The organism is Kitasatospora sp. NPDC127121 (assembly GCF_042677305.1).
GTDB lineage: Bacteria > Actinomycetota > Actinomycetes > Streptomycetales > Streptomycetaceae > Kitasatospora.
Map to the genome: position 1 here is coordinate 1 of NZ_JBHXTQ010000136.1, position 12,213 is coordinate 12,213.

Below are 12,213 nucleotides of genomic sequence, written 5' to 3' on the forward strand. Positions count from 1 at the left end.
CACCTCATGGTGCAGGCCGCCGCCCGGTGTGCGCGGTGTTGTCCGGCCGCGGTCCTCAAGGCCCGCCGCCGGCCCCGGTTCGCGTCCGGGTGAGCTGGTCGGTGAGCGGTTACCAGCTTCCCTTGATGAGCGGTTACCAGCTTCCCTTGAGGGGGATCCAGCCGGGGTTGCCGAACTTCGTCGTCACGGCGGCGGTGCTGTTGTCGTTGCTGAGATAGAACGTCGCGGTGGCCGGGTCGTAGCCGCCGACGCTGTCCTTGCCGGAGCCGTTCCAGTCGCCGACGAGGGGCTTCCAGCCGGGGTTGCCGAACTTCGCGGTCACGGCGGTGGTGCTGTTGTCGTTGCTGAGGTAGAAGGTCTGGGTGCTCGGGTCGTAGGCGCCGATGCTGGTGACGCCGTCGCCGTTCCAGTCGCCGACCAGCGGGGTCCAACCGGGGTTGCCGAACTTCGCCGAGCCCGCAACGGTGCTGTTGTCGTTGCTCTCGTAGAAGGTGGCGGTGGCCGGGTCGTACGCGCCGATGCTGTCCTTGCCGTCCTTGTTCCAGTCACCGACCAGCGGGATCCAGCCCGGGTTGCCGAACGTCGTGGTCACGGCGACCGTGCTGTTGTCGTTGCTGAGGTAGAACGTCGCGGTGGCCGGGTCGTACGCGCCGACGCTGCTGACACCGTCACCGTTCCAGTCACCGACCAGCGGGATCCAACCGGGGTTGCCGAACTTCGCCGAGCCCGCAACGGTGCTGTTGTCGTTGCTCTCGTAGAAGGTGGCGGTGGCCGGGTCGTACGCGCCGATCCGGTCCGAGTACGGCTTGGCGTGGTCGGTGCTCAGGCCCGCGTTGCAGTTGGGCCAGGCGCCGGGGCCCTGGCCGGCGAGGATCTTCTCCCCTACGAGGATCTGCTGCTTCTTGGTGGCGAGATCGGGCCGGGAAGCGTAGGCCAGGCCGCCGTAGGCCTTCCAGGTGGGCAGCGCGATCTGCAGGCCGCCGTAGTTGCCGTTGTTGGTGTTGATGCTCCAGTTCCCGGTGCTCTCGCACTGGGCGACCCTGTCCCAGGTGCCCACCGAGGCGGCTTGGGCCGGTGCCTGGGAGGCGACGGACAGGACGGCCGCCCCCAGGGCGACAGCGGCGAGCGAGCGGGTGCGACGGGTGTGACCGGTGTGACGGGTGGTCGACTTGTTCTCGGGCATGCTCAGCTGACTTCCTTTCGTGTCGGTTGGGGGCGGACTACCAGCGGCCGGCGATCGGGACGTCGCCGGGGCTGCCGTAGACGAAGCTGGCGGCGGTGGTGCTGTTGTCGTTGCTGAGGTAGAAGGTCTGGGTGCTCGGGTCGTACGCGCCGATGCTGGTGACGCCGTCGTTGTTCCAGTCACCGACCAGCGGGGTCCAGCCCGCGTTGCCGAACTTCACCGAGCCCGCGACCGTGCTGTTGTCGTTGCTCTCGTAGAAGGTCTGGGTCGTCGGGTCGTACGCGCCGATGCTGTCCTTGCCGTCCTTGTTCCAGTCGCCGACCAGCGGGATCCAACCCGGGTTGCCGAACTTCGCGGTCCCGGCGGCGGTGCTGTTGTCGTTGCTGAGGTAGAACGTGGCAGTGGCGGGGTCGTACGCGCCGACGCTGGTGACACCGTCACCGTTCCAGTCACCGACCAACGGGATCCAACCCGGGTTGCCGAACTTCGCGGTCCCGGCGGCGGTGCTGTTGTCGTTGCTGAGGTAGAACGTCGCGGTGGCCGGGTCGTACGCGCCGACGCTGGCGACGCCGTCACCGTTCCAGTCACCGACCAACGGGGTCCAGCCCGCGTTGCCGAACTTCGCCGAGCCCAGCGTGGAACCCGTGTTGTCGCCTTCGTAGAAGGTCTGGGTGGACGGGTGGTACACGCCGGCCTTCGTGGCCCGGGTCTGGACGTCATCGACGATGTTCTTGTAGCGCAGGGCCTTGTACTCGCCGTTGGGGTGCGAGTCGAGGGTGCCGTTGATGGAGGCGCCGGTGACGTGCTTCACCGGGGTGGAGCCGAAGGAGTAGTACGAGAAGGTCGTGTGGGCGGCGTCGTCCCACTTCTCGAAGAGCAGGACGTGGTTGTAGTAGCTGTTGAGGACGTCGCCGGCCTTGAGCTCGCTGCGCTGGATCCCGTAGGTGTAGGAGTCCTCGATGGCCCGGGTGTCGGGGCCGGTGCCGGCGCCCAGGTGCCAGGCCATGGAGACGTAACCCGAGCAGTCCGTACGGTAGTTGCGGCCGCTGGAGTCCGGGTACGAGCCGCCCTGGTTGTAGGGGATCGACTTGCCCAGCCAGTACTGCGCCCGCTGGATGACCTCACTGCGGGTGATCTTGCCGTCGATCGAGGACGAGGCGGCGGTGACGGCACTGGTCGCCGCGTGGGCCGCCGTGGTGGTGACGGCGGTCGCAACTATCGCACCGGAAGCGGCGAGGGAGGCCGCGAGGGCGACGTGGGCGAGCCTGGACAGCGTGGACGAAGGCATGGCGGAGCTCCTCTTGCGCGTTGCGCGTTGCGGGTTGCGGGTTGCGCGGTGCGGGTTACTGGTTGCGAGTTCGAGACGGCATCGGATGCCGGGCAGCGTCGTGCGGGTTCAGCGGCGGCGCGGGTTCAGCGGCCGGGGGGCGCCGGTGGCTGGTAGCGCCGGCGCATCAGGGGTGAGGCCTGGTGGCCTCGGGCGATCAGGACGTGGGCCCGGCTCAGGGTGTCCTCCGCGACGGCGGGGTCACGGCTGGCGAGGTAGACGAGCAGGTCGACGCGGTCGGCCTCGCTTCGGACGGTGATGTGCTGGAGGCCGTCGTCGGGGCGGGCGTGGGCCCACAGGACGGCGCGGACCTCGGCCGCCTCACCTGCCTTGTCCGCCTCAGTCACCTCGGCCGCCTCAGCCGCCTCGCCGGCTGGAACCGGCCCGGTGCTCTGCCTGCGGTGCAGGGCGGCGTAGATGACGTCCATCCGCGGGTCAGCCGCCCCAGCCGAAGCTGGCGTTGACGGCGGTGTCCTGGGTGCTCACCGACAGGACGGCGGGGGCGGCGAGCAGCGCGCCCAGCGAGATGGCGATGGCCGCGGCGGCCTTGGCGATACGGGTCTGGATCACGATCGGTTGTCCTCAACTGTTGCTGGCACGAAGGGATTTCTCCGATCGGTGCGTCCCGCGGTCGACGCGCCGTCCGGCTGCCGTCCGGGCTGACTTTCTGGCTGACTCCCTGGCGGCGATCACTAGCTTTGCCGGTCGGGGGGCGGCTCGGAAGGCCTTGCGGGTGTCGCCAACCGGCCTGTCCGACTCCGGACATACTGTCACGCACATGACAAGAACTGGATGGCGCGGCCTGCCGTCGAGGCCGGATATCCGACCTTGAGGGCGGTGTCATCCCATGAAAGGATCATGAAGCTTCGTGTGCTGTCACAGCCACGAGAGCTCACGGATCATCACACAAGGGGGACACCATGTTGCAGGCGCTTGGACTATCGGCCCGCGCCGAGCAGGTCTACCAAGCCCTGCTCGACCACCCCTCCGCCGACGTCGAAGCGATAGCCGGGCGCTGCGCGACCACCGCCACCCAGGTCCACGACTGCCTCGACGAACTCGGCGCACTCATGCTCGTACGCGCCTCCGCCGACCACCCCGGCCGGATGCGCGCCGTCGACCCGGCCGTCGGCCTCGCCGAGATGCTCGCCCGCCAGGAAGCCGACCTCGCCGCCCGCCAGGCCGCCCTCGCCGCGTCCCGCGCCGCCGTCACCCGCATGGTCGCCGAACGCGCCGAACACCACGCCGCCCACGGCGAACGCCTGCTGGGCATGGACGCCGTCCACCACCGCCTGGAACAGATGAGCCGCACCACCACCACGGAAGCCCTCAGCAGCCAGCCCGGAAACCAGCGGCCCGAAGACCTCGACTCCTCCCGCCCCGGCGACGCCGGCGCGCTCGCCCGCGGCATCACCATCCGCACCCTCTACCAGGACTCCACCCGCCACCAGCCGCACGTCACCGGGTACGCCCACTGGCTGCTCAGCCACGGCGGCGAAGTCCGCACCGCCCCCACCATCCCCCAGCGCATCGTCATCGCCGACCGCCGTGAGGCCCTCGTCCCCATCGACCCCGAGGACCACCGCAAGGGCGCACTGCACGTCACCGAACCCGGCATCCTCACCGCCCTGCTCGACCTCTACGAACAGGCCTGGAACACCGCCGTCCCGCTCGGCGCCACCGCCCCCGGCGACCCCACCACCGGACTCACCGCCACCGAACGCGAACTGCTGCGCCTGCTCGGCACCGGCCTCACCGACGACACCGCCGGCCAGCGCCTGGGCATCTCCTCCCGCACCGTCGGCCGCCACATGGCCTCCATCATGGAGCGGCTCAACGCCAGCAGCCGCTTCGAGGCCGGCATCAAGGCCGCCCAGAACGGCTGGCTCTGACCGGCTGGCTCCGACCGGCCCGAAGTGCGCCGTGTCAACCCGCAGCTCCCCGATGGATTGTCACAGTCCGGTCCTCGCGATGTCCTGGTGATTGTGACGCCACGCGTGCCACCGAAATGCACTGACCAACCGTCATGGTGGGTGTCCAGCAAGCCAGCACACATCGCCATCGGGGAGCCACCATGTCCGTCCGCCGCCGTCGCCCGCTGCTCGTCACCGCCGTCCTCGCCGTCGGGGCCGGACTCGTCCTGACCGCCTGCGGGCCCGACAACGCCGACCCGGCCGCAGGCCCGAAGGCCTCCCCCACCACCGCGGCCGTCGCACCCGCCCCCACCGGCGCGGCCCCCGCAACGGGGTCACCGACCGCCCCGGCCACCGCAGCCGCGTCACACACCCCCACCAGCGCGCCTCACACGTCGTCCGCCTCCACCAGCACCCGACCCAGCGCAGGCAACGCCCCCGCCCCCGCCGACGCCACCCCGTGCGACATCGGCAACCTCTCCATCCACGTCACCGCACGCCCCGGAGCACCCAGCCAGCGCGTCATCGAAGTCCACAACACCGGCACCACCGCCTGCAGCCTCAGCTCCTCCCCCGGCGTCAACCTCGGCAACTCCACCGCCCGCGACCAGAGCAACAACATCCGGCCCGTACTCGCCAGCGGCACCCTGCGCTTCCCCGTCCCCGCAGGCCAGAACGCCTACGTCGTCATCGACCTCAACCCCGGCGGCGCCACCACCGGCACCACCCCCGACATCAACGAGATCAACGTCCTCGCCGACCAGGACGACACCAACATGCCCCTCGCCGCCACCCACAACTTCCCACTCACCCCCGACACCCGCGTCCTCAACCCCCACATGGGCAACTACCGCGCCACCATCGCCGACGCCGTCACCTCTATGGCAGCCGCCGGCAAGTAACCCCGGCACCACCATCATGAAGGGTGCCCGTCGGTCACGGGCCCGGTCGGTGTTCCGGTGCGACGGTGATCAGCGGGTGGAAGTAGGCGAGTTCGGCGAGCTCGTCGACTATCAAATGGCCCCGCCGGAACGGTCAAGCGTCTCGATGCACCACATCGCACCGCGCGACCCAGCGGATCGGCTCAGCGGATCGGGCAGGCCGGCCCGGGCCGGCGGACAGGCAACCCGGCACCCGTCCCGTCAGGGTCGGAGGGCAGGGTCGGAGCGCAGGGACGGGAATGCGCCTACGTCAGGCCCCGTACCGGTCGGCGAGTGCGCGGGCGGTCGCGGCCAGCCGGGCACGCAGCTCCGGTGGTTCGAGGACCTCCACGTCAGTGCCCAGTCTCAGGAACTCGTCGTGGGCGTGGCCGAGGGACTCGATGGGCACGGACGCCCTGGTCCAGCCGTCCGCCTCGGCCACCCCCGAATCCGCGACCGCCCGGTCGAACGCGCGGCCGAGCTGCTCGCGGCCCCGGGCGACACCGCTCGGCGACAGTCGCACCGTCGCCTCCCCGGTGTGCAGTCGGGCATGGAAGTCGGCGAGCCCGTCCCGCCAGTGTGCAGCCAGGTCGAAGCTCGCGGGTATCTCGAACTCCTCTTCCAGCTCTCGCAGTTCGAGGATCTGGTCGACCCGGTAGGTACGCGGGGTGGCACCGCCCGCGGCAGCGACCAGATACCAGCGGCCGGCCTTGAGGACCAGTCCGTACGGCTCCAGTCGCCGTTCCACCTCGGTGGGCGCCTTCCACCGCCGGTAGCGGACCCACACCCTGCGCCGGTCCCAGAGCGCGGCCGCGACGGCCGCCAGGTGCGGCGTCTCGTCCACGTCCCCGTACCAGCCGGGCGCATCGAGGTGGAAGCGCTCCTGGATCAGCCCGGCCCGCTCGCGGAGCTCCGCCGGCAGGGCGGCCCGCAGCTTGAGCTGGGCGGCCGCCAGTACCTCGCCCAGGCCCAACTCGGCCGCCGGGCCGGGCAGCCCGGCCAGGAACAGGGCCTGCGACTCATCGGCGGTCAGGCCCGTCAGCCGGGTACGGTACCCGTCGAGCAGCTGGTAGCCGCCGCCGTGACCGGCCTCGCCGAACAGCGGGATCCCGGCGGCGCCGAGCGCTTCGAGGTCCCGGTAGACCGTGCGGACCGACACCTCCAGCTCGTCGGCGAGCTGCTGGGCCGTCATCCTTCCCCGGTTCTGGAGGAGCAGGAGCAGTGAGATCAGTCGGCTGGCGCGCACGGCTGTCAGTATCCACTGACAGGAGGTGTCAGTGGACCGGTTCTAGCCTGCGGCCATGATCGATTCCGACTTCCTCCACGGTTCCCGGGGCATGGCCGTCCGCAGACTCACCGGGGTTCCGGCCGACGGTGACAGCCGGGGGCAGGAGTTCTCCGTGAACGGCGGACACAGCCGGGTGCTCGACCGGGTCACGGAGCTCAGCCGTGTCCAGTTGCAGGACGCCTCGTGAGCATCGTCGAACTGCGCCAGTACACCCTGCACCCAGGTGCCCGCGACACTCTGCTCGACCTCTTCGAGCGGGAGTTCGTGACCGGACAGCAGGCGGTGGGCATCACCGTCGGCGGCCGGTTCCGGGACCTGGACGACCCGGACCGCTTCGTCTGGCTGCGCAGCTTCCCTGACATGGCGTCGCGGGCACGGGCACTGCACGCCTTCTACTACGGGCCGGTCTGGCAGGAGCACCGGGACGCCGCCAACGCGACGATGGTGGACTCGGACGACGTCCTGCTGCTGCGCGGCCCGGGCTTCACCGCCCCGGCCGACGCCGGACCGGTCGTCGCGACCATCTGCCACCCCCTGGACCCCGCCGCCTTCGCCGACCACTTCGAGCGGCACCTGCGCCCCGAACTGGCCGCCCGGACCCCGCCGTTGGCGGTTCACCGCACCGAACACGTGGAGAACGACTTCCCCGCCCTGCCCGTACGGGCCGGCGAGGACGTCCTCGTGTGGTTCACCACCGGTGACACCGCCCCCCTGCCGGACCTCTCGACACACCTGCACTCCGCCCCGCAGCAACTGCACCTCTCGCCCGTGCCGCAACACTCCCGCTGAAGCCCGTCGCAGAGGACCGTGGGTGGGCAGGCCGACGTCCGGCCGACCTGCTGCTCCACCCGCCGGGAACGGGGTTGTGCGAGGTGGCGACGGCCTGCACCACGCTGGTGCGGGCCGTCGCTCCCCGCTCCCAGACCGTTGGCCGGCGGGAATGGAGCAGTCCGGCTGGAGCACTACGAAGCGGCCGGTGGTTCCACCCGGGCGTGTGTCTCCGGCGGCACCGGGAAGCGCCTCAACAACTCCTCCATCCAGGCGGCCGGATGGGTGGCCGTCGCCGCGCCACCGGGGAGGGCCCGCACTTGGCGGATGCCCTCGGTCAGTGCCTCGACGGCGGCCCGGGTGGTGTACCGGTCGGCGACCCACTGACGGCCCGCCCGCCGCACCTCGTCCTGGCCGGGCAGGTCGAGCAGCTCAAGGGCCTTGTCCGCCAACCGATCCGTTTCGAGCTCCGGGATCCGCCACGCGGACGGCGAGTCGAACAGTTCCGCTCCGCCGCCGGCGGCGTAACCGGCCACCAGGCAGCCGCTGGCCATCGCCTCGGCCAACGGCAATCCGAAGCCCTCGCCCTCGGGCGCCCCCAACGCGATGAACACCGACGTGTCGGACAGGACGCGAGCGACCTCCTCGTGGGGGACCGCGTGGATGTCGTACAGGTCGACGCCCTCGGACCGCGGGTCGGCGTGCAGCAGACGGCGGAGCAGCGTGGTCTCGATCGGGCGCTTGCGGGACATCCACGCGATGCGCCGAACCCGCTCGGTCGATGCCGGCCGGAACAACTCGGTGTCAATGACGTTCGGCACCAGGTGCGGTTCGAACTCGGGCAGGGCGCGGCGGAACATGTCGACGCCCGCCTTCGAGATCGTCCACAGAGCCGGCCGGTCCGACCAGCCCGGATACGGGCCGGGGTCGGGGCAGGTCAGGAAGTTGACGTAGTGCCCCTGCGAGTAGATGACCTTGTGGCCGCCGGGCGCCGGGTCGTGCCCCGGGACCACGCTGACCTCGTGCAGCACGAGCACGTCCTCGGGCCCGAGGTCCAAGGTCATGCCGGACAGCGTCGGCACATCGTCGTCGAACCACGTGTAGCGGAATCCCGGCGTGGGCGTCCAGCGAAACGCCTCGACGCCGACGGCCCGCAGCAGCGCGACCTGCTGGTTCAGCACCCGAATGCCGCCCAGCGGGAACTGGAACTCGAACGACGCGTAGATGACTCGGCCGGTCACCGTACCTCCCGGAGAAACAACGATCGGTGGGACCAGAGCATGGGGGTTACGGGCGTGGGTGGTTGGGCCAGGGAGGCGGCATCGCCTTCCCGGGGCCGTGGAGCAACGTCCGTGCACAGCGGCTGGGCCTGGCCCGTACTCATACGCCCAGGGTGGCAGCAATGCCCCCGCGTGTCACCGCCCCGACGCGGTCGGGGGACGTCGCACCGCTACCGGGTTGTCGGCCCGATGTTGTTCCCTGATGGGTCTGGAGCGGTGGTTGTAGGTCCTGGTGTGTGAGATATGCGGATGGGGCGGGCTGACCGCCACGGGACGTGAGCGCCGGCAACTGGCGCCGGCTCCCGGTCCCCGACGGACGCGGCCTGGTCGAATGCGTCGCGGAATGCCCCGGCCATCGCCCGCCATGCGCTCGTTGATCAGTGCCGCGAGCGGCATGGAAAGAGCGCCCCAGACCGAACGGGTCCGGGGCGCTCGGGCGCCGGGCGTCAGCTACTGATCACGGGTAGACGGTCTTCGTGAGGTTCCGAGCGTACCCGCCCCACAGCGCAGTTGCCCCACCAAATGACACTGTCGCCTTCGCGACCACGCTCGGCTCACCCCACGAGAGAATCCCGAGGCGCAGCTCGTTGTCGATGATGTAAACCGCGAACTTGATGTACCTGTTCTCCCCTTCCGGATGACCCTTCAGGGACTTGAGAATGTAGTAGTTCGAGCCGATTTCTGTAACCTGCACCGGGGCATTTCCCGGCATGAGCGCGCACGTCTGGTTCACCTTCAGCACGTCTCCGCACCCACTGAAAGGGAAGTAGTCGGAGAAGTGGGTGACGGCGAGCTGGAAGACTCCGTTCTTGACGGCCCCGCCAGCGGGAATGTCAGCCAGAGGGAAGATCCCGAACTCGCATCGGTACTGGTAGTTCGAGCTGGTGTCGACCTCCGCCGAGCACCGCTCTGAAGCCGGTGACGCAACGGAGGGCGTGGCAGCTGCGGTCAAGCCGAGCATGACCGTGACGAGAAGTGCGAAAAGCCTTAGAGCCAGGCGCTTCACATCATCCCCCTTCAAGTCAGTAAGTCAGTCGATGATTTCGATTGATCCTTGCCGGATAGACCGGTCAGCGAACCATACAACTCTCAGCATGGACAGGTCACTTCATATTCAGTCACACATGCAGAATCTTTGAAGAGTTGAAAGTTTGCAGGTCAAGCCATCTTCATGTGAAGCCAAAGAATCAGTAACGCCCCATACATCACGATTGTCGACAGAGGATTCCGGCCAACATTGAGGCCACCTGGCACGATCTGCTTCGGCGGGTCAAAATACGACGCCATTCTCCGCATCAATCCCACCGCACCCCGCGGTACGCAGCGCCAACCTGACCAGTCAACGGGCCCCGTCTATCACTCGGGCTCGCCTTCGCACGAACCGTGGGGAATCGCATCTGATGCAGGTGCGACCCTCCTCGACCTGTGCGCACAGACGCATCCGGCCGTCCTTCAACGCCTCCTCGGCGTCCGATCGTTCGCGGCCGAGCGTTACTGACCTCGGCTTGTCAGGGTGATGTTGAGGCGTCGAGGGTCAGGCCGGTGCCGGCTATGAAGCCGTCGAGGGTGTCGGGCCGGTATTGGAGGCGCTTGAGCCGGTTGCGGACAACGGCCTCCAGGTGGTCGAGGGCCATGACGGCGAGGTTGGCGAGGCTGCGCTTGACGTGTGCCCAGACCCACTCCACGGGGTTGGGATCGGGCGAGTAGGCGGAAGGCAGGAGGCAGGAACACCGTCAGCCAGGCACGCTCGGCGATCAACTCGCGCATGGCGGAGGAGACGTGAGTATTCAGGCGATCCCAGACCAGCCCCGCCCTCCCGCCACAGCTGGTACCACTGGTAGGCCGACTTCGGGCTCACCCGCAGTCGTCGCACGACTCCGACGGCTCGGCGATGGCTGGACCACCGAGCGCTGCCGCGCACCGAGGCGCACCGCCACCGGCCCCCGAGGCCTGACCGCGACCGTCACCGAGAACGCCATCGCCCTGCGCCGGACGGCCTGAACCCCCGGCCGCCTCCACCCCGCCCCGCCCGAATAGGCGCTGCTCGGGCCCGGGACGGTACGGGGCGCAGCGCGGGACGGAACCGGGCAGGTGACAGCAGGACGGGAGACGGCGGAGGCCCTGTCACCGGGGGCCGTACGCCGTGCAGCGACCGCGGATAATGGCCGTGGCCGCGGGCCGGCGGCGCCGGTGGCCTCGATCGATGGAGAGGTAGAGGACGGATGACCCTGAAGGAAGGCCGGCGCGTCAGGTTGGCCGAGGATCTCGGGATCGGTGAGGCGGTCGCCGGGGAGCCCGGGGCCGTCGTCGGGTTCCTCTCGCTGGGATCCGGGATGGAGGGCACCGTCGAGCGGGTGGACGGAGAACTCCCGGAGAGCCATGAGGTCCGCGAGTACCAGCGGCTCAAAGCGCTGTTCGAGGACTACGGGCACACCATGCCGGTGGCGAGCCGCGAGCGCCTGGAGGCGGAGATCGCCGTGCTGGAGCCGCAGTGGACCGCGCACCGGGAACGGGGGAACCGGGTGACGGTCCGGGTCCGGCTGGACAACGGCTTCGTCCTCGACGGGGCGGACCAGGACATCCTCACTCCACTGTGAGGGAGGACGTCCCGCAGCGGCGACAGTCCCGGCACTCGACTCCCGGGCCTTCGGCGGGACGGGCGGCCGCCCGGGTGCTCGTACACCACGCCAACTGACAAACGATGGACGGGCGTTGCGAACGGCGCGGTGAACGGCGCGGGCCGCACCGTCCATCGTTTGTCTGTCGGCGCGGCGCATCGTTCATCACGGCGCGGGACACAGCCCGCGCCACCCACCGAAGGCACACGGAATCGAGGGAACCATGCGTACCTCCGCACGCTTCGCGGCGTTGGCTGCGGTAAGCGCCATCGGGCTCGGCACCATCGCCACCGGCACCGCCCAGGCCGCCCCGGCCACCTCCCAGGCCACCGTCCAGGCGGCCCGGAGCACCACGGTCCACCTGCACAACGGAACCGGCTGCTCGCTCTACCGGACCAGCTACGCTCTGGCCCACGGCATCTGGACGCAGGGCCAGGAGCCGCCGCAGATCCTGGGGAACACCGGCGACGCCACCTTCCAGTCGGAGAGCAACGGGTTCCTGACCGGCACCGAGGGCTGGGCGACGTTCAGCACCTACGGCTGCGAGGAAGGCTGGCGCAACAACAACACCGTCCAGCTGCACTGGGCCAACCCCTACGCCGGCTCCAACAGCTACGACGAGAACGGCACCAGCAGCGTCTTCCGCACCACCCGTGAGAGCGGCTCCGGCGACAACGCCGACGTCTACTGGGGCGTGTGGAAGAACTGATCCTGGCCATCGGGCACCGCCAGGGTCGGGCAAGCGCCGCCAGATAGTCCAGGATCTGTCCGGCCACCACCCCCCGGCGCCTGCGTCGGGTGATGCGGCGCCTGTACCGCCGCGCCGCTCGCCGCACGCCGCCGCATGAAAAGCATGAAAAAACGGTGCCCCGCCCACTGGGTGCCGAACGGCCCGGGCCGTTCGGCACCCGCCGGC

General features: G+C 69.7%; 13 protein-coding genes and 1 pseudogene. 6 read left to right on the forward strand and 8 right to left on the reverse strand.

Annotated elements, in window-relative coordinates; translation table 11 throughout:
• Positions 1 to 133: 133 nt before the first annotated feature.
• The 4 genes from ACFVHI_RS36285 to ACFVHI_RS36300 form a co-directional block, all read right to left on the reverse strand.
• Positions 134 to 1,183, reverse strand: a complete 1,050-nt coding sequence (locus ACFVHI_RS36285; protein WP_380346275.1) for a transglycosylase family protein — start codon at positions 1,181 to 1,183, stop codon at positions 134 to 136.
• A 37-nt stretch (positions 1,184 to 1,220) separates the two neighbouring features.
• Complete coding sequence (locus ACFVHI_RS36290) at positions 1,221 to 2,471, reverse strand: VCBS repeat-containing protein (protein ID WP_380346277.1); 1,251 nt, start codon at positions 2,469 to 2,471, stop codon at positions 1,221 to 1,223.
• Between the two features lie 125 nt (positions 2,472 to 2,596).
• Positions 2,597 to 2,938: a hypothetical protein gene (locus ACFVHI_RS36295; protein ID WP_380346279.1), complete on the reverse strand. Its 342-nt coding sequence runs from the start codon at positions 2,936 to 2,938 to the stop codon at positions 2,597 to 2,599.
• 7 nt (positions 2,939 to 2,945) lie between these two features.
• The gene (locus ACFVHI_RS36300) at positions 2,946 to 3,080 is read right to left on the reverse strand and encodes a hypothetical protein (RefSeq protein WP_380346280.1); all 135 of its coding nucleotides are present in this window, start codon (positions 3,078 to 3,080) and stop codon (positions 2,946 to 2,948) included.
• A gap of 350 nt (positions 3,081 to 3,430) precedes the next feature.
• On the opposite strand from ACFVHI_RS36300, the gene ACFVHI_RS36305 reads away from it, so the two are divergent.
• Positions 3,431 to 4,402, forward strand: coding sequence for a LuxR C-terminal-related transcriptional regulator (locus ACFVHI_RS36305; protein WP_380346282.1), 972 nt, complete (start codon positions 3,431 to 3,433; stop codon positions 4,400 to 4,402).
• Positions 4,403 to 4,584: 182 nt separating this feature from the next.
• The gene (locus tag ACFVHI_RS36310; RefSeq protein ID WP_380346284.1) at positions 4,585 to 5,325 is read left to right on the forward strand and encodes a DUF4232 domain-containing protein; all 741 of its coding nucleotides are present in this window, start codon (positions 4,585 to 4,587) and stop codon (positions 5,323 to 5,325) included.
• 289 nt (positions 5,326 to 5,614) lie between these two features.
• On the opposite strand, the gene ACFVHI_RS36315 is transcribed toward ACFVHI_RS36310, so the two are convergent.
• A complete protein-coding gene (locus ACFVHI_RS36315; RefSeq protein WP_063352617.1) occupies positions 5,615 to 6,589 on the reverse strand; it encodes a YafY family protein in 975 nt (324 codons plus the stop codon).
• Positions 6,590 to 6,644: 55 nt separating this feature from the next.
• Here ACFVHI_RS36315 and ACFVHI_RS36320 point away from each other — a divergent pair, with 55 nt between their 5' ends.
• On the forward strand, positions 6,645 to 6,818 hold the full coding sequence (locus ACFVHI_RS36320) for a hypothetical protein (protein WP_380346286.1): 174 nt from the start codon (positions 6,645 to 6,647) through the stop codon (positions 6,816 to 6,818).
• Positions 6,815 to 7,420 carry an NIPSNAP family protein gene (locus ACFVHI_RS36325; RefSeq protein WP_380346287.1) on the forward strand — a complete coding sequence of 202 codons (606 nt, stop codon included), beginning with the start codon at positions 6,815 to 6,817 and terminating at the stop codon, positions 7,418 to 7,420. The genes ACFVHI_RS36320 and ACFVHI_RS36325 overlap by 4 nt, the downstream gene beginning before the upstream one ends.
• Positions 7,421 to 7,593: 173 nt before the next feature.
• Here ACFVHI_RS36325 and ACFVHI_RS36330 read toward each other — a convergent pair whose 3' ends face one another.
• The 3 genes and pseudogenes from ACFVHI_RS36330 to ACFVHI_RS36340 form a co-directional block, all read right to left on the reverse strand.
• A complete protein-coding gene (locus ACFVHI_RS36330) occupies positions 7,594 to 8,640 on the reverse strand; it encodes a glycosyltransferase (protein ID WP_380346289.1) in 1,047 nt (348 codons plus the stop codon).
• A gap of 496 nt (positions 8,641 to 9,136) precedes the next feature.
• A complete protein-coding gene (locus tag ACFVHI_RS36335; RefSeq protein WP_380346291.1) occupies positions 9,137 to 9,685 on the reverse strand; it encodes a hypothetical protein in 549 nt (182 codons plus the stop codon).
• 502 nt (positions 9,686 to 10,187) lie between these two features.
• Positions 10,188 to 10,485 (reverse strand): annotated as a pseudogene (locus ACFVHI_RS36340) (transposase); the annotation flags it as partial.
• Between the two features lie 416 nt (positions 10,486 to 10,901).
• On the opposite strand from ACFVHI_RS36340, the gene ACFVHI_RS36345 reads away from it, so the two are divergent.
• Together ACFVHI_RS36345 and ACFVHI_RS36350 are read left to right on the forward strand one after the other, a co-directional pair.
• Positions 10,902 to 11,276: a hypothetical protein gene (locus tag ACFVHI_RS36345; protein ID WP_380346293.1), complete on the forward strand. Its 375-nt coding sequence runs from the start codon at positions 10,902 to 10,904 to the stop codon at positions 11,274 to 11,276.
• A gap of 244 nt (positions 11,277 to 11,520) precedes the next feature.
• A complete protein-coding gene (locus ACFVHI_RS36350; RefSeq protein ID WP_063352611.1) occupies positions 11,521 to 12,006 on the forward strand; it encodes a hypothetical protein in 486 nt (161 codons plus the stop codon).
• Positions 12,007 to 12,213: the final 207 nt, after the last annotated feature.